Origin of the sequence: Nonomuraea sp. NPDC049709 (assembly GCF_040674815.1) — a bacterium.
Lineage (GTDB): Bacteria > Actinomycetota > Actinomycetes > Streptosporangiales > Streptosporangiaceae > Nonomuraea.
The window spans coordinates 121449-138237 of sequence record NZ_JBFANM010000006.1; the positions used below are offsets into that span (position 1 = coordinate 121449).

A 16789-nucleotide genomic window follows, 5' to 3' on the forward strand; every position below is an offset into this window, starting at 1 on the left:
ATACATCCCGGATGGCGAAGTTCGGTGGGGCGGCATTGGGCCTCTTCCGCAAGGCGGCGCCCTGGTTCAGGAGCAGGGCGGCACGCGGGGGCGGGCGGCGCGGCCCTCAACTGCTGGCCGGGGTCGACGACGAGGCCGCCCGCTACGCGCTGCGGCGGCGCGGGCAGATCCCGCTGGTCGGGCTGCGTCCCCAGCGCGTCCACCTGCTGGAGGGCGGCAACACGCCGCTGACCGCGGCCCAGCAGGCCGCCATGCGGGAGGGCCACCAGCAGATCGACCGCCTCCTGCGGGAGGCCGGCGGCCGGCCCCTCGGCAGGTACGAGATCAGGGTCGCCATGCGGCACGTGAACCCCACCGGCAACAAGCGGAACTGCGCCGAGGTCGCCCTGGCGGTGGACGACATCCTGGCCGGCCGCGCCGCCGTCGCCGGCGCCCGGGCCAGGGGCGTGCCGATCCCCCAGGCCCGCGGCGCCTACCAGGGCCTGGCCAGCGACCGGATGACGGGTCTGAGCTCCCTGGACGACGTGGAGCGCCTGATCGCGGCGAACCCCGGCGCCCGCGGCATCATCGTGGCGCGCGGCGGCGAGGGTGCCGGCCACGTCTACAACGTGGCCAACGTGGGCGGCCGGATGTCGTACCTGGACGGGCAGTTCATGCGCATGGCCGACACGAATCCGCACGCGGCCAGGTTCTCCCAGTACGATTTCTACCGGACGGGGTGACGGAGGACAGCGATGATCACCAGAGCGGAGGCCGAGCGGATCGTCCGCGACTACGTCGCCAGGGAGTTCGCTCCCGAGGAGGGCGAGGAGGAGTTCGCGGTCAACGACGAGGCCACGATCGAGCGCCCCTACGGCTGGCTGTTCGTCTACACCACCCTCTCCTACCTGCGCACCCGCGACCCCGAGGAAGGCGTGCTGGGCGCGGGGCCGCTGCTGGTCCTGCGGGAGGACGGCCGGGTCATCGAGTTCCCCTCCTACCACTCGCGCGAGTCGGCGCTGGCGGAGTACGAGAACGGGCTCGCCGGGGCCTGAGCCGGGCTCAGCCGCCCATGACGCCGTTCATGGCCACGGTGATGCAGAGGTCGAGCAGCCTGCCGGTGATCTCCATGAGGATCGGGACCTGCAGCGTGGAGGCCCCCATCGTGGCCGGCGCCGCCGCCATCGCCTGGAAGAGCTGGATCGCGAGCTGGATCAGCTGGACGATGAAGTTGACCTTGAGCACCAGGACGATCGCGGCGCACACCATCAGCCCGAGACCGATGATGTCCGCGCCGGTCAGGCCGTCGAGCAGGTTCTTCTGCGGCGAGTCCGGGCCGTCCCACGCGTCGTGGGCGGCGGTGATGCTCGCGCCCTCCTGCACCGTCCAGGCCGTCGCCGCGAGCGCGCCGGCGGAGCCGGCCAGCCGGCCCACGTCACCGCTCATGCCGAGCCAGGCCAGGCCCATCCTGAGCAGCTTCTCCTCGTCGCTCATCGGCCATTGGCGGCCGGTCAGGTTCATGACCTTGGCCAGCCCGGCCGGCAGCTTCATCCCCATGGCGGCTACCCGAGCATCTTTCGCACGTTGTTGACCTCGACCACGGCCGCGTCCTCGCTGCGCTTCTGGTTGACGCCCATCACCTGCAGATTGCCGGCGTACGTTCCCATGTCACCCGTGTTGTCGCCGTAGGACTCGAACGCCATCTGGTGGATGGCCCCGTAGATCGTCCCGATGACGGCGCCCAGGTCGTCGGCGCCGAACGCGTCACCGTCGCCGGTGAGCTCCCGCTCGAAGGCGGCCAGGCGCGCCCGCAACTCCTCCGCCGACGCCCCCACGCCCGTGGCCGCCCGGTGGGTGTCCGCCGGCCGGTACAAGATTCCTTCGGGGTCCACCGAACACCTCACTCCGGTCCCTGGATGCTGGTCATGATGTCGCGCAGCGCGCGGGTGGCGGCGTGCATCTGCGCGACGCCGGCGAGCTGCGTCTCGCGCGCGCGGCGGGCCACGTCCGCCAGGTCCACCGCCCCGGTGCCCTGGCGGCGCCGGGGCAGGTCCTCGAAGGCCGCGTTCACGGCCGCGCGCAGGTGGTCGCCCAGCTCGTACGAGCCCTCCGCCATCGCCTTCGGGTGGATCCGCACCGACTCCACCCGCCCGTCGGTCACCTCCACGCGCACCCACCCCCTGGCGGCCTCGCCCCTTCCGCGCACGGGCTCCGCCAGGCCGTCCACCCCGGCCAGCGCGTCGTCGAGGTTGCGCCGCGTCAGGTCGAGGAGGTCCTCGAGGCCACGCGGACGGGGGTCGCCGGCCACGGAGGTCCGCTCGCGGATCCTGGCCATCGCCGAGGCGATCGACCGGGAGATGACGTCCATCTGGTAGAGGGCCTCGTCGCGGACCTGGTGCAGCGTCCTGGCCAGCTCGGCAAGATCGGGCACGTCGGCGGTGGGGCGGCCGAGCAGCTCGGCGATCGCCGCGTTGGCGGCCTCCCGCACCAGCTCGGCCAGCCTGTCAGGAGGCAGCCGCAGGAGGCGGGGATCGAGGCTGACGAGCTGGAGGGCGCCGGCGCGGACGATCACGCGCACCCGCCCGTCCTCGGTCTCGCCACGGGCCTCCGGCGCGTCCGGCAGGCGCTCCGGAGGCGTCTCCCCGGCCCGTAACGACTCCACGCGCGCGAGCGTCTCGTCCATGTGGCGCTCGAGCTCCGCGTCGTCGAGTGGCTCCGGCACCGCGTGACTCACCCCCAGAATTGGACCCGACGAGGTTATCGCAGCGCGGTCATGGCGGTGACGTGGGGAAGATCGCCTCGACGCGGAACCCGCCGTCCTCCTGGACGCCGCTCTCCAGCGTGCCGCCGGCCACCGCCACCCGGCGCTGCAGGTCGAGCAGGTTCACCCCCGGGTCGTCGGCGGTGACCCAGGAGTCGGGCCGGGGAGCGGTGTTGCGGACGGCGATCCGCACGGAGCCGCGCGTGTAGCGGACCGTGACGCGCACCTCCGCGCCCGGCGCGTGCTTGCGCACGTTCGCGAGGGCCGCCTCGACCACCAGGTACGCGGTCCGCCCCACCACCCCCGAGACGGGCACCGGCGCGCCGTCCACCGCCAGCTCCGCCGGCACTCCGGCCCGGGCCGAGTCGATCACCAGCGGCCGCAGGTCGGGCATGGGCAGCCCCAGGTCGAACCCCTCGCCGGTGCCGCGCCGTAACAGCGCCACCATGTGGCGCAGCTCGTCCAGCGTCTCGGAGCCGGTCGCCCGGATGTCCTCGGCCGCCGCCCTGGCACGGTCGTCAGCGGCGGTCAGGGCCAGCACGCCCGCCTGGAGCACCATCTTGCTGACCCGGTGGGTGACGACGTCGTGCAGCTCGCCCGCCAGCCGCTCGCGCTCCACCCGCTCGGAGCGCTCCACCAGCTCGGCGCGCAGGCGTTCCCTGGTGGCGGTGTAGAGGCCGTACACCACGGCGAGCGCGATGACCGCCTCGGTGCGGGCCACCAGCGGGAGCCGGTCGGGCAGGGACAGGACGGCGGCGGCGAGCACGATCACCGGCACCCACCGCGAGAGCGGGCGATGCCGCCCGGACGCGAACGCCATCACACCGTAGGCCGCGAACGCGCACACGGGCGGCCAGATCGGGGCGCCGGCGGAGGGAAGCGGAACGGCGGACGGGACGAGCGCCGACAACACCGGCAGCACGATCGCGGTGCCCGCGCCGACCCAGGCGACGACGATGGGCGCGCAGCGCATCCAGAGCACCGGCAGCGCCCCCGCCAGCAGGATCACCAGGCCCGGACCCGTATAGCCGGTCGCAGGCGTCAAGCCTGCCGCGACCAGGACCGCGATCGCGTCGACAGGTCGCGGGCGGGCACCGTCCACCGGTTCATCGTACGATCACCCGCCGTACGTGCCCACCCTTCCCCGGGTGGCCGATCAGAGCTTGGTGATCCGGACGGCGTCGGCGATGACGTATCCGGTGGTGGAGGTCCAGCGGCTCACCCCGACCACGTTGTAGGTCCCGGCGGCGAGCGGGAAGGTGCCGATGCTCCGCCACGTCCCGCCCCCGGTGCGCTGGTCCACGGTGACCGTCTGGTTCCCGCCGGAGGCCGCCACGATGTACGGCGTCGCGCTGTTGTACCCGGCGTCGGCCGGATGCCACACCTCCACCCGGTAGCTCCCGGCGCTCGGGACGGCCGCCCTGAACCAGGCCGGATCGCTGGCCGCGACCGGCGGGGCGAAGCGGTAGTCCGCGCCGTGGAGCTGCGCCGAGTACGTGGAGGTGCCCCAGGCCGAGCCCGCGGCGAACCCGGCGTCGGCGTTGTCGATCACCACGCTGAACGTGCCGCCCCCGCCGGAGCCCACGGCCTTGCCCGCGCTCGGGGCGCTCTCCTGGTGGGTCCGGTTGAGCGCGGTCACGTAGTAGGTGTACGCCGGCCCGCCGGCGGTCGTGTCGGTGAACGCCTTCTGCCTGGTCGTGGCGACCAGGTTGCGGGCGTCGGCGAAGAAGCACGGGTCGGCCGCCGGCGGCGCGCCGTCCACCCGGTAGACCGCGTACGCCGTGGCCGAGCCCGTCCAGGCGAGCTGCACGCCGTTCGAGACCCGCGTCGCCGAGGTGATCGAGGGCGCGGCGGGGGCGGCGGCGGAGCCCCGGGCGGGCAGCAGCGCAGGCCTGGTGTAGTGGGCGTTGACGACCCTGGTGAAGGCGCCGATCCGGTCCGCCTTGACGTCCTTGGCGCTGAAGTAGATGTCGCCGGCCACCTCGGGATGTCGCCGGTTGTCGAAGAGGTGGTCGCTCAGCTCCGCCGGGTCCTGCCAGGCGGCGTCCTGCCCCGAGGCGCCCGCGCGGTAGGCGGCCTGGCCGATGACGAGCTGCACGCCGGTGCCCCGGACCACGCCGGCCCACCAGGCGGTGAGCACCTCGTAGGCGGCCGTGGAGAAGCCGATGTGCCAGTAGATCTGCGGGGCGAGGTAGTCCACCCAGCCCTGCTTCACCCACTGCCTGGTGTCGGCGTAGATCGCGTCGTACGACTGGAGCCCCGAGGTGGGCGAGCCGAGCGGGTCGGTGCCGGCGTTGCGCCAGATGCCGAACGGGCTGATGCCGAAGGACACGTGCGGCTTGGCGGCGTGGATGCGCTGGTCGAGCTCGCGTACCAGGAGGTTGACGTTCTCGCGGCGCCAGTCGGCGACGTTGCCGAACGAGCCGCCGTACCTGGCGTAGGTGGCCGAGTCGGGGATGGCCTGGCCGCTGACCGGATAGGGGTAGAAGTAGTCGTCGAGGTGCACGCCGTCCACGTCGTACCGGGAGACGGCGTCCATGATCGCGTCCTCGATGAAGTCGCGGACCTCCGGGATGCCCGGGTTGTAGTAGAGCTTGCCGCCGTAGGCGAAACGCCAGTCGGGGTGCTGCCGCGCGGGGTGCGTGGCCACGAGCCTGGACGGGTCGTCGTGGTTGGCGATCCGGTACGGGTTGAACCAGGCGTGGAACTCCAGGTTCCGGGCGTGGGCCTCGTTGACCATGAAGGCCAGCGGGTCGTACCCGGGGTTGCCGCCCTGGGTGCCGGTCAGCCACTGCGACCACGGCTCGTACGGCGAGGGCCAGAACGCGTCGGCGGTCGGCCGGACCTGCACGACCACGGCGTTCATGCGCTTGGCCACGGCCAGGTCGAGCCAGGCCCGGAACTCGGCCTGCTGCGCCGACACGCTCAGGCCGGTGCGGCTGGGCCAGTCGATGTTGGCGACCGAGGAGATCCACATGGCTCTGAGCTGCCGCTTCGGCATGGCGGGATCTGTCGTGCAAGCGGCTGCGACGGCGGAGGTAGGGGCCACGATACTGACGAGTGCGGCGGTGAGCGCCGCCAGGACGGTACGCAGGAGCGCGGTCACGAAGGGAAGTTTCAGTGCATTCGCACGGAAGCGCAATAGTTTTCAGAAGTTCACGGGGACCTAATCTCCGGGACCCCGACCGCGGGGCGAAAAGTTTCACCTAACTCCGCAGTAATGTCAATTATCGACATTAGTCAGAAGCTGCCATAGGTTGCACCCGTCACCTGTGAACGAGGAGCATCCCATGACTCTCGCCCGCACGCGATTAGCAGCCCTCGCCACCTCGATCCTCGCCATCCTCCTCATCGCCGCAGGCCAGCCCGCATGGTCCCAGGCCAAGGAGCCCCCGCTGCCCGCGGCCTTCGCCAAGGCGGCCGCCGCGCACGACGTACCCCGCGACCTGCTCGTCGCGCTCGCCTACGCCGAGACCCACCTCGACGGGCACGGCGGCGAGCCCAGCGCCAGCGGCGGCTACGGCGTGATGCACCTGGTCAGCAACCCCACCAACCGCTCACTGGAGAAGGCCGCCGAGCTCACCGGGCTCCCCGCCGACCGGCTCAAGGCCGACGACGAGGCCAACGTCCTCGGCGGCGCGGCCGTGCTGCGCGCCCACGCCGACGGGCTGGGCCTCGACGAGACCGCCAGGAAGGACCTCGGCCGCTGGTACCAGGCCGTGGCCAAGTACGGCAACGCCGCCTCCCCCGAGCTGGCCCGCCTGTACGCCGACGCGGTCTACGAGCAGCTCGGCCTCGGCATCGACCTGCGCGGCGTGCAGGTCAAGCCGCAGGAGGTCACCGCCGACCGCGGCGCCCTCGCCAAGGCGCGCGACCTGAGCGCGCAGGCGGCGGTCGCCAGCCCCGACTACCCCCCGGCCGCCTGGGTCCCGGCCAGCACCAGCAACTACCGCGTCTCCAGCCGGGAGACCAGCTACAACATCGACCGGGTGGTCATCCACGTCACCCAGGGCTCGTACGCCGGGACGATCTCCTGGTTCCAGAACCCCAGCGCCCAGGTCTCCTCGCACTACGTGGTCAAGTCCTCCAACGGCGCCATCACCCAGATGGTGCGCGACAAGGACGTCGCCTGGCACGCCGGGAACTCGACCTACAACAACCGGTCCATCGGCATCGAGCACGAGGGCTTCGTCAGCGACGCCTCGTGGTTCACCGACGCGATGTACCGGGCCTCGGCCGCCCTGACGCGCGCCCTGTGCGACAAGTACGGCATCCCCAAGACCCGGACCGGCATCATCGGCCACAATGAGGTCCCCGGCGCGACCCACACCGACCCGGGCCCGCACTGGAACTGGACCACGTACATGAACTACGTGACCGGTGGCGGCACCCCGACGTGGAGCACCACGGTCGACAACGCCACGGCCGGCCAGTTCACCGCCAGCGCCAACTGGGGCACCTCCACCTACTCCAGCCAGCGCCACGGTGCCGACTACCGCTTCGCCGACCCGGTCGCGGCCAGTGACCCGGCCTGGTTCTCGGCCACGATCCCCAGCGCGGGGACGTACCAGGTCGAGGTCTGGTATCCGGCCGATCCCGGGTACAACAGCTCGGCGCCGTACATCGTGGCGACGTCGAGCGGGAACCAGACCGTCTACGTCGACCAGCGCTCCGGCGGTGGAGCCTGGCGCAGCATCGGCACGTTCACCCTCAACGCGGGCACGTACAACGTGGTCGGCGTGAGCCGGTGGACCTCGGGCACCGGCTACGTCATCGCCGACGCGGTGCGCATCAGCAGGTAGCCCATCCCCCACGACGGCCCGCGCCCGACCCCCCTCCCGGACGCGGGCCGTCCGCTGCGCCGTAGGTGTACGTGCGGCGTCCCGCGGCGGGTTCGATCCGATGCCGACCGGGACGCGTCCCCCTTCCACGCGGCCCACGGAACCTACGCTCTGGCCACAAGGCGATTCCCACTGCGCTGGAGGCCTCCATGTCCGAGGCGGTGTTACAGGCGGACACCCGCCACGACGACGCCATGGCCGCCGGACAGCGGTCCGGGGTGCTCCGGCCGGCCTACGCGACCGCGGCGCGGCACCTGATCCGGCTCGTGGCCCCCGCCCTGCTGGTGTTCGTGCCGGTCGGCCTGCTGTCCCTGCTGGGGCTGGCGCTCGTCGTGGACGGGTCGGCGGCGCTGGTCAACGGCGCGTTCGAGCTGATCGGCGCGCCGGGCCGGCCGCTGGCGGTGTGGGCGGCGGGCACGTTGCTCGTCTCGCTGGCCGCGCAGACCGTCGTCATGCCCGCCACCGTCGTGCTCGCCGCCGGGCTGCTGACCGGCAGGCCCGTCAGCACGTCCGCGGCGCTGCGGGCAGCGGTCCGGCGCCTGCCCGCGATTGCGGGGCTCACGCTGCTGGGCGTCGTGGTGTTCGCGGCGATCGTGGCGGCCGGGGCCGCCACGATGCTGTGGGACGGGGAACTGCTGGGGTCGTTCGCCGTGATGGCGCCCCTGACGCTGCTCGCGATCCCGTGCCTGCTGGCGGTGCCGATCGTGGCCCTGGAAGGCCGGTCCGCGGGACGCGCGCTCAAGCGTGCGTACGTGCTGGCGTGCGTGCGCGGGCACGGGACGGGCGGTTTCTGGTCGAGCGCGGTCACGCTGGCCTTCGGCGTGCTGGTCCTCCCCGCCCTGGTCCAGCAGGGCGCGCAGTGGGCGGCGTCCGGGAACCATCTCGCGCAGGGCCTGACGGGCTCCGTCCTGGGGCTGGTCGTCCCCGCGTTCCAGGCGACGGTGATCACCCGCCTGTTCCTGCACCGCCTGGCGCTCCGGGGCACGACCGCCGAGTACGGGCAGGTCGTCGAGGGCCTGCCCGGGAGCGGGCCGGGCCCGGCCAGGCCGGCCTCGGTGCTGGGGGCGCTGCTGGTGCCCGGCCTGCTCTACGGCGGCGCGATGCTGGTCAACCCGCTCGGCTGGCTGGAGACCACCGAAACGGTCGTCACCGCCACCTGGAGCCGCGACCGGGGCCCGGAGATCCAGGCGGACGGCCGGCCGCGACCGACTCTCGGCGGATGGGACCTGCAGGCCGTGCACGCGGGCGAGGGCGCGCGCATGGTCATGGTCATGGACTCATCCGCCGAGGCCAAACTGCTCACGTGCGCCGACAGCACCTGTGACCGTACCCGGTACGCCTGGGCCGAGCCGGCCGGCGTCGACGGCGACCCACGGGCGGCCGTCGCCCGGCTGGTCGGCGGCAGGCTCGTCGTGGCGACGTGGGCGCAGCAGGGGAACAAGCTCGCGGACGACGACTGGCGCGCCCAGCTCAGGCTGCTGATCTGCGACGCGGCCGGCTGCGTCCCGGCCCCCGGCGGCAAGCCCCTCGCGGAGGCGACGCACGCCACGGACGACCGGCTCGTGGCGCTGGCGCCGGGGCGCTACGGCGGCCTGGTGGTCGCCCACGTGCGCGGGCTGCCGTGGCGGGAGGGCGAGGAGGACCGGGAGGTGCTCTCCATCACCACCTGCGAGGACCCGGCCTGCACCAGCCCGCGCACGAAGGAGGTCGCCAGGCTCCCCTCCCGCACCTCGGTCTACCAGGACCGCGGCCTCGCCGTCGCCGCCGGCCCGCTCGACCGCCCCTCCGTCGTCCGCTTCGACGGCGAAACCGGCTCGGTCACCGTGATCACCTGCGCGGACTCCGACTGCGCGCGGCCCCGCGTGGAGCGGCCCGTCCACGGCGGCCGGCCCTGGCGCCGCGACGACCACGACAACCAGTCAGGCGCGACCATGCTCCTCCGGGAGGACACCCGGCCGCTGATCGCCTACCGGGACTCGGCCGACGGTTCGATCAGGCTGCTCGACTGCCGCAACCCGGAGTGCTCGCAGGCCGACACCGTCGTGCTGTCCGCGCCCGGCCTGGATCACGCGGCGCCGGCCATGGTGCTGGACCGGGACGGACGGGCCCTGGTGGCCTACCAGGACCTCGACCGCGAGCGGCTCGTCGTCGCCGCCTGCACGGGCACGCGCTGCACGCACACCCCGGTGGCGAAGATGCGCCATTACGCGGGCCACGGCCTGACCATGGCGCTGAACAGGGAGGGGCGTCCGGTGATCGCCTGGATGGACGGCAGCCCGTACGGGGGCGAATGGCACCTCGTCGTGACCACCCCGCTCAACCTCCCTTCATGACGTCCGCCGCAGTAGGGTTTCGCGGACACAGAGGAGGACGGCTTGTCGCGATCAGCCCTGGTTGCCTGGTCGGGTGCCCTTGGTGCCGCTGCCTTCCCGACGTGGGCGGCGTGGCGGGACGGGCCGGGATACGGGTGGTTCTCCTACTGCCCGGCGTCGGTCCTCCAGCCGCTCAGTGTGTGGGACCGGATCATGGAGCCGCTCGTCCTGCCGCTGCGCGCGGATGCGTTCGCGGTGGTGTGGCTGTCGCTGATCGGGGCCGTCCCCGTGTTGGTGGTGCTGACGGCGCTGGCCTGGCGGCGGTCGGGGACGACGGGGCGGCGGTCGGCGGTGCTCCTCGCGTCGCTCGCCGTGCTCCTGCCGCTCAGCCTGCCGTACTACGACGCTGAGGCCTGTGCCGAGGTGCGGGTGTTCAGCGGCAGGTGGTTCGCGGAAGTGGTGAGCCATCTCGGGACGGGCACGAGCGTGGCCCTGCTGGGTGCCGCCCTGCTGGTGCTGCTCGCCACCCGGACCACGGGCCCGGCCGAGGAGAGGCCCGCCGGGGTGGCGGTGCGCCGGGTCTCGGCCTTTCTCCTCTGCTACTGGACCGTTGCCGTGTTCCTGCTGGTCAGCGGCATCATGCCGATGGCCTTCGTGAACACCGGTCTGCTGGCCTGGCTCAGCATGTCCTTCGGTCCCTGGCCGCTGCTCGGGCTGGTGGCGGTCCCCGCTCTCCTCGTTCTGGTGCTGCGGCGGCTGCGGCCGGCACGCTGACGGGGGTCAGGCCGTGGCGCCGCCGTCGATCACGTGGTCGGCGCCGACGACGAAGCTCGACTCCGGCGACGACAGCCACAGCGCCGCGGCGGCGATCTCCTCCGGGGTGGCCACGCGGCCGATCGGCAGCGCGCCCCTCATGCGGTCGTCCCGGTCCTGCGGCGTTTCGCCGGGCCGCATGGACATGGGCGAGTCGATCGGGCCGGGGCTGATGGCGTTGACGCGGACGCCGTCGGCGATGTGGTCGCGGGCGGCCGTGCGGGTCAGGTGGCTCACCGCGGCCTTCGAGGCGGCGTACGCACTCGCCCCCGCCAGGCGCCAGTGCGCGCCCAGGTTGGAGGCCACGTTGACGACGGCGCCGCCCCCGTGCGCCCGCATGTGGGCGATCTCGTGCTTCATCGACAGGAACACGCCCTTGAGGTTGATCGCGAGCACGTCGTCCCAGGTGTCCTCGTCGTAGTCGGCCAGCGGCGCCACCTGGCCGAAGATCCCGGCCGCGTTGAGCGCCACGTCGAGTCCGCCGTACCGGGAGACCGCCGCCTCCACCATGGCGGCGACCTCGGCCGAGCGGGTGATGTCCACGGTGAACGCGCTCACCCGCCCGCCGTTCTCCTCGGCCAGCTTCACGACCTCGGCCAGGCGGTGCTCGTCGCGCCCCGCGACGAGCACCGCCGCGCCTTCCCGCGCGTACGCCAGCGCCGCCGCCCGCCCCACGACCCCGCTCGCGCCCGTGACGAGCGCGACCTTGCCGGCAAAACGTCCAGTCATAATTCCATACCAATCGTTCTTAAATCACGACAGCTGTCATGGCCTGTTCGACCGCGTCCCGCAACCTGCGCGGGTCCGGGTCGGCCCGGCCGAGCACCCTGAGCCCCTGCAGCAGCACGAGCAGGAACCGGGCCAGCGCGTACGGGTCCTTGCCCGCCGGCAGCTCCCCCTGGGCGCGCGCCCTGACCAGCGCCCCGGCCAGCGCCGTCTCCAGCCCCGCCCAGCTCTCCGTCACCTTGCGGGACACCTCCGCGTCGCGCGTGGCGAACTCCACGGCCGTGTTGACCACCATGCAGCCCCGCCGCAGCTCGTCGGCCAGGCATTCGGCCACGTAGGAGTCGAGGAAGGCGCGGATGGCGGGCAGCGCCGGGCCCGGCTGGGCCAGCGGCGCGACCACATCGCGCTGCTGGAGATAACGCTCCAGCGCTTTCAGGTAGAGCTCGCGCTTGCCGCCGAAGGTCGCGTAGATGCTCGCCCGTGCGACCCCGAGGCGCTCCACGAGGTCGGCCATCGAGGTCGCCTCGTAGCCCCGCTCCCAGAACAGCTCCAGCGCCTGCTGCAGCGCCGCGTCCGGATCGAACTCCTTGGTCCTGGCCATGGCTGTGAACGCTAGCAGTATCGAGAACGATCGGTCAATAAAGTCACTTCACGGCCCCGCGCAGCACGCCCGAGATCACCCAGCGCTGGGCGAACAGGTAGACGAGCAGCGCCGGGGCCAGAGCCATCAGGTAGGAGGCGAAGGCCGTGGTGTAGTCGGTGCTGAACTGGCTCTGGAAGACGTACTGGACCAGCGGGAGGGTCCTGGCGCTCGGGCTGGACAGCACCACCAGCGGCAGCAGGAAGTCGTTCCACGCCCACAGGAACGTCAGGATGCCCACGGTGGCGTTCATGGGGGCGAGCAGCGGGAAGATCACCTTCCAGAAGACCGTCCACGTGCCCGCGCCGTCCGTGCGGGCCGCCTCCTCCAGGGCCCGCGGGATCGACTTGATGTAGCCCACGTAGAGGAAGATGTTGAAGGCCAGGCCGTAGACGACGTACAGCAGGATGAGGCCGAGCTGGTTGTCCAGGCGCAGCAGCGAGGTCTGCTTGATGACCGGCAGCATGATGATCGGGAACGGCACGAACAGGGCCGAGACGAAGTAGAAGTACAGCCCCTTGAACAGGCGGCGGTGCAGGTTGCGGGCGATGGCGTAGGCCACCAGCGAGTTGGTCAGCAGCGTCAGGACCACGGCGCCGACGGTGACCAGGGCGCTGTTCAGGGCGGCCCTCGGGTAGTTCGTCAGGTGCCAGGCGTCGGCGAAGTTGCTCCAGCGGGGGTCGGCTGGCAGGCCGAAGCCCGCGCCCGCGAGCTCGGCCGGCTCCTTCAGCGCGGTGACCACGGTGAAGTACAGCGGGACGAGCACGGTCAGCGCGCAGGCCGCCATCAGGGCGGTCAGCCAGGGGTTGGTGTGTCGCATCAGGCGCTCATTTCGCGGCGTTGCAGGACGCGGAGCTGGAAGGCGGAGACGGCGACGATGACGAGGAAGTACACGACGGCGTTGGCCGTCTGGTACGCGTACTCGCCGCCCTCCAGGCCGCCGCTGTAGATGAGCAGGGAGACCGACGTGGTCGCGGTGCCGGGGCCGCCGTTGGTGAGGGCCACGATGTGGTCGAAGACCTGCAGGAAGTTCTTCAGCGACAGCACCATGTTGATCGTGAAGAACGGCGCGATCAGCGGGAAGACGATCGACCTGAACTGCCGCCACGAGCCCGCGCCGTCGATCGTGGCGGCCTCCCGCACGTCGTCGGAGATCGTCTGCAGCCCGGCGAGATAGATGATGATGTTGAACGCGGCGGCCTGCCAGACGGCCACGGCGACGATGCCGAGCCAGGCCAGCCCGGGGTCGGCCAGGAGGTTCGTGCTCAGCGCCTCGATGCCGAGCGCCTGGGCGACGGCCGGGATCGAGTTGGCGAACAGGTAGTTGAAGATGTAGCCGATGATGAGGATGGCCAGCACGTTCGGGATGAAGAAGATCCCGCGCAGCGCGGTGCGGAAGCGGATGCGCGCGTTGAGCCCGAGCGCGATGGCCAGGGCCAGGGCGTTGGTCAGCACGGTGGCCACGACGGCGAACCGGAAGGTGAACAGGTAGGCGTCGAGGATCCGGTCGTCCCTGAGGAGGTTCACGTAGTTGCGCAGGCCGACGAATCCGTAGGTGCCGTACCCCGGGGAGTCGGTGAGGCTGTAGTAGAAGCCCTGGAGGACGGGCACGGTGTGGAAGACCAGGAACAGGACCAGGGCCGGCAGGACCATCCAGTAGTAGGCGCGGGAGGTCGTCATGAGGTGCTCCGGGCGGCGACCTTGTCCCACTCGCGGTCGAGGTCGCGTAACAGGCGGGCCTGGTCACCGTCGATCAGGAACTGCTGCAGGAGCTGCTCCAGCGGGATCGCCAGCGGGATGTGGTGGTCGGCGTAGCCGGTGAGCCGTCCCTCCTTGAAATACGGCATCAGCCCGGCCAGCGCGGGGTCACCGGAGGCGGCGTTCTCGATCGGCGGCACGGCGCGCTGCTCCCGCGCGTAGGCGGTCATCACCTCCGGCCGCAGGAGGTGGTCGATGAAGGCCAGCGACTCCCGCGGGTGCTCCGGCTCGCGGGGCATGGTGAGCGCCACGTCCACGCCCGAGACCAGCCAGGTGGCCGCGGGGTCGCCGGTCGCGGGGAGGGCGAACGTGCCGATCTCGAAGCGGGGGCCGGAGGTGGCGATGGCCGGGAGGGCGAAGCTGCCCTGGAGGTACATGGCCGCCTTGCCCTGGGCGAAGGCGAGGTTGCCGTCCTCGTACGTCCGGGAGTGCCGGTCCGGCTGGGTGAACCCGAACAGCTCCCGTAACTTGGCCGCCACCGCCGGATAGGCGGCGGCGAACGAGGTCCGCCCGGCCGCGCGCCGCGCGAAGAAGTCGGGCGGCGCCGCGTTCGCGGCCAGCGCGTTGAAGGCGGGCAGCACCGTCCACGCGTCCGCCAGCGTCCCGTAGAACGGCGTGACGCCGGCGGCCTCGAACGTCCTGGCCGCGGCGACCACCTCCGGCCACGTGGTCGGCGGCCGCACGCCGTGCCGCTCGAACAGGTCCTTGTTGTAGATGACGCCGTTGCCGTTGGAGGCGAACGGCATCCCGTTGCGCTCCCCCGCCCGGTGCACGCCCAGGTCGTCGAGGATGCGCTGGATGGGCGGGGAGACGCGGGACGGGGTGCCGGAGAAGTCGTAGAACACCCCGGCCGAGGCCAGCTCGCCGAAGACGCCGTTGCCGTTCAGCGCCATCACGTCGGGGACGTCGTCCTTGACCAGCCTGGCCCTGATGGCGCTCTCGGCCGTGGGCGTGTGGTTCTGCACGACGTGGATGCCGGGGTTCGCGGCCTCGAAGTCCCTGATGATCCGGTCGAAGGTCTCGATCGCTTCCGGCTTGAACTGGAAGAACTCCAGCGTGACCCGCGTGTCCGCGGGCTGCGCGGCACAGGCGGTGATGAGCAGCACCCCGGCCACGAAGAGGGCGGTCCGCTTCATGACCGGGTCGCTGCCCCGTCAACGCCCGGTCATGTCTCCCGGCCGCCATCCGGCTATCTGGGGGTGAGGACCCACCGCCAGGCGCCGTCCTTGTCGCTCTTACGGTTGGCGGCGAGCTGGGTCATCCTGGAGCCGTCCACGCTGACGAGCACCAGGCCGTTGTGGAACTCGTCGTCGCACTCGCCGGCGCAGCCCAGCGCGAGGACGTTGTCGTTGTCCGCCCAGGCGTGCAGTTGCAGCACCCGCTGCCGGCCGGCGACCCTGCCGGTCGCGGCCTCGGTGATCTCCGTCGGCAGCCCGTCCGGGCCCAGGACCAGCCGGCCGTCGGGCGAGGTGGCCGAGATCCGCGAGTAGCCGACGTACCGCTGGTCCTGGGGGGCCTCCCGCTCCTGGCCGTCGAGGGTGAGGAAGACCCGGTCCGGGTGGGTGGCCGTGGGCATCCAGAGCATCGTTCCGTCCAGGCTCCAGCCCAGGTCCTGGCGGCTGTTCATGTTGAAGGGCCGGCCCGGGGCCTCGCCGGGGAGGCTGTCACCCATGGGCGGCAGCGCGTGATACTCGGCCGTGCCCGCCCGCACGTCGACGATGTAGTAGCCGGTGCGCGGGCTCCCGCCCCGCGGTGGCGCCGCCTGGTCGCCCTTGCCTTCGAGGATGTCGGGGTAGCTGGAGTAGGCGGTGGCCAGGATCCTGGTGCCGTCGGGGGACCACGCCACGGACCCCACGGGGTGCTCCAGGTCGATCCAGGTGAGCATGCGGCGGGTGTTCAGATCGAGCACGCCCAGCCGCCTGCTGATCAGGTCGCCTTCGAGCACGGCCGCGACCTGGAGCCCTGGGGCGACGTCCACCCAGGCGTACGGGGTCTTCTCGTAGCCGCCGGTGCGCGGGTCGTACAGGGACCAGATCCGCCGGACGCGCTGCCCGGTCTCCGAGATCTCCTCTCGCCGGGTCACGTAGTACGCCGACACGGCCATGCCCCCCGCGGCGATCAGCTTGGCCGGCGGGCTGTTCCCGGTGTCGGTCCGCACGTCCGTCGGGGCGGGCGACGGCCGGGCCGGCAGCGTGATGCCGGTGGCCGGGACGACGACGCGCTCCGGCTCCCGCCGGCCGCCGACGAACACGGCGATGGCCACGATCATGACCGCCACCAGCACCGCCGCTCCCACGGGCTTCCAGGCGCGCCTCCGTAGCGCCCGGTCGGCCAGGTCGTCCGGCACCCTGGCCTCGCCGGCCCATTCCTCCAGCGTGTCGCGCAGCAGTCGGGTCACCTGGCCACCTCCAGTGCCTGTGCCAGCTCGGGGGCGATCTCGCGCAGCCTGGCCAGGGACCGGTGCGCGGTGCTCCTGACCGTGCCGACGGAGCAGCCCAGCATCCGGGCGACCTCCTGCTCGGGCAGATCCTCGAAATACCGCAGCACCAGCACCGCGCGCTGGCGGGCGGTGAGCCTGGCCAGGGCGGCGCGCAGCACCATGCGCAGCTCGCTCTGGTGGTGCGCGTCGCGTTCCTCGCGCTCGGGCGGGCTCGCCTGCACCACCTCGCCGCGCCGCACGCTCGCCCGCCACCAGCTGACCTGCTGCCGGTACATGATCTGCCGGGCGTACGCCTCCGGCGCCTCCACCCGCCGCCACTTGCTCACCAGCCTCGCCAGCGCGGTCTGCACCAGGTCTTCGGCCGCGTGCTGGTCACCACCGGTGAGCAGGAACCCGAGCCGCATGAGGGCAGGCGAACGCGCGGCGACGAACTCGCGGAACCGTTGCTCGTCCGCGGCGTCCACGGTCACCTCCAGGGGGATCGACGTCACCCTCTCAGACGCCCCCCGCGGCTCCCGC

The 16789-nt window shown here is 72.2% G+C and carries 17 protein-coding genes; 5 read left to right on the plus strand and 12 right to left on the minus strand.

Annotated elements, in window-relative coordinates; genetic code table 11:
- Positions 1 to 11 precede the first annotated feature (11 nt).
- The gene (locus tag AB0J69_RS07885) at positions 12 to 722 is read left to right on the plus strand and encodes a toxin glutamine deamidase domain-containing protein (protein WP_364114081.1); all 711 of its coding nucleotides are present in this window, start codon (positions 12 to 14) and stop codon (positions 720 to 722) included.
- A gap of 12 nt (positions 723 to 734) precedes the next feature.
- On the plus strand, positions 735 to 1034 hold the full coding sequence (locus AB0J69_RS07890) for a YrhB domain-containing protein (protein ID WP_364114083.1): 300 nt from the start codon (positions 735 to 737) through the stop codon (positions 1032 to 1034).
- Positions 1035 to 1041: 7 nt separating this feature from the next.
- Here AB0J69_RS07890 and AB0J69_RS07895 read toward each other — a convergent pair whose 3' ends face one another.
- The 5 genes from AB0J69_RS07895 to AB0J69_RS07915 are packed head-to-tail and all read right to left on the minus strand — an operon-like array spanning position 1042 to position 5846.
- Positions 1042 to 1536 (minus strand): hypothetical protein, encoded by a 495-nt coding sequence (locus AB0J69_RS07895; RefSeq protein WP_364114085.1) that lies wholly within the window; start codon positions 1534 to 1536, stop codon positions 1042 to 1044.
- Between the two features lie 5 nt (positions 1537 to 1541).
- The gene (locus AB0J69_RS07900; protein ID WP_364114087.1) at positions 1542 to 1871 is read right to left on the minus strand and encodes a hypothetical protein; all 330 of its coding nucleotides are present in this window, start codon (positions 1869 to 1871) and stop codon (positions 1542 to 1544) included.
- Positions 1872 to 1879: 8 nt separating this feature from the next.
- A complete protein-coding gene (locus tag AB0J69_RS07905; RefSeq protein WP_364114089.1) occupies positions 1880 to 2713 on the minus strand; it encodes a YbaB/EbfC family nucleoid-associated protein in 834 nt (277 codons plus the stop codon).
- A gap of 37 nt (positions 2714 to 2750) precedes the next feature.
- Complete coding sequence (locus AB0J69_RS07910) at positions 2751 to 3842, minus strand: histidine kinase (RefSeq protein WP_364114091.1); 1092 nt, start codon at positions 3840 to 3842, stop codon at positions 2751 to 2753.
- 54 nt (positions 3843 to 3896) lie between these two features.
- Positions 3897 to 5846, minus strand: a complete 1950-nt coding sequence (locus AB0J69_RS07915; RefSeq protein ID WP_364114093.1) for a family 10 glycosylhydrolase — start codon at positions 5844 to 5846, stop codon at positions 3897 to 3899.
- Between the two features lie 184 nt (positions 5847 to 6030).
- Here AB0J69_RS07915 and AB0J69_RS07920 point away from each other — a divergent pair, with 184 nt between their 5' ends.
- The 3 genes from AB0J69_RS07920 (at position 6031) to AB0J69_RS07930 (ending at position 10667) form a co-directional block, all read left to right on the plus strand.
- Positions 6031 to 7542, plus strand: a complete 1512-nt coding sequence (locus tag AB0J69_RS07920; RefSeq protein WP_364114095.1) for an N-acetylmuramoyl-L-alanine amidase — start codon at positions 6031 to 6033, stop codon at positions 7540 to 7542.
- Positions 7543 to 7730: 188 nt separating this feature from the next.
- A complete protein-coding gene (locus tag AB0J69_RS07925) occupies positions 7731 to 9914 on the plus strand; it encodes a hypothetical protein (RefSeq protein WP_364114097.1) in 2184 nt (727 codons plus the stop codon).
- Between the two features lie 42 nt (positions 9915 to 9956).
- Positions 9957 to 10667 (plus strand): hypothetical protein, encoded by a 711-nt coding sequence (locus AB0J69_RS07930; protein WP_364114099.1) that lies wholly within the window; start codon positions 9957 to 9959, stop codon positions 10665 to 10667.
- A 6-nt stretch (positions 10668 to 10673) separates the two neighbouring features.
- Here the strand turns inward: AB0J69_RS07930 and AB0J69_RS07935 are convergent, their stop codons facing one another.
- From AB0J69_RS07935 to AB0J69_RS07965, 7 genes are read right to left on the minus strand one after another with little or no spacing between them, the layout of a single operon-like run.
- Entirely contained in the window at positions 10674 to 11435 is a 762-nt protein-coding gene (locus AB0J69_RS07935; RefSeq protein ID WP_364114101.1) for an SDR family oxidoreductase, read from the minus strand.
- A gap of 19 nt (positions 11436 to 11454) precedes the next feature.
- Positions 11455 to 12033: a TetR family transcriptional regulator gene (locus tag AB0J69_RS07940; protein ID WP_364114103.1), complete on the minus strand. Its 579-nt coding sequence runs from the start codon at positions 12031 to 12033 to the stop codon at positions 11455 to 11457.
- Positions 12034 to 12076: 43 nt separating this feature from the next.
- Positions 12077 to 12892: a carbohydrate ABC transporter permease gene (locus AB0J69_RS07945; RefSeq protein WP_364114105.1), complete on the minus strand. Its 816-nt coding sequence runs from the start codon at positions 12890 to 12892 to the stop codon at positions 12077 to 12079.
- A complete protein-coding gene (locus tag AB0J69_RS07950; RefSeq protein WP_364114107.1) occupies positions 12892 to 13752 on the minus strand; it encodes a sugar ABC transporter permease in 861 nt (286 codons plus the stop codon). The genes AB0J69_RS07945 and AB0J69_RS07950 overlap by 1 nt, the downstream gene beginning before the upstream one ends.
- Positions 13749 to 14966, minus strand: coding sequence for an extracellular solute-binding protein (locus tag AB0J69_RS07955; RefSeq protein WP_364114109.1), 1218 nt, complete (start codon positions 14964 to 14966; stop codon positions 13749 to 13751). Before AB0J69_RS07955 ends, AB0J69_RS07950 begins: the two co-directional genes overlap by 4 nt.
- Positions 14967 to 15019: 53 nt before the next feature.
- Positions 15020 to 16228: a hypothetical protein gene (locus tag AB0J69_RS07960; RefSeq protein WP_364114111.1), complete on the minus strand. Its 1209-nt coding sequence runs from the start codon at positions 16226 to 16228 to the stop codon at positions 15020 to 15022.
- A complete protein-coding gene (locus AB0J69_RS07965) occupies positions 16225 to 16761 on the minus strand; it encodes a SigE family RNA polymerase sigma factor (RefSeq protein WP_364114113.1) in 537 nt (178 codons plus the stop codon). The genes AB0J69_RS07960 and AB0J69_RS07965 overlap by 4 nt, the downstream gene beginning before the upstream one ends.
- Between the last annotated feature and the right edge of the window lie 28 nt (positions 16762 to 16789).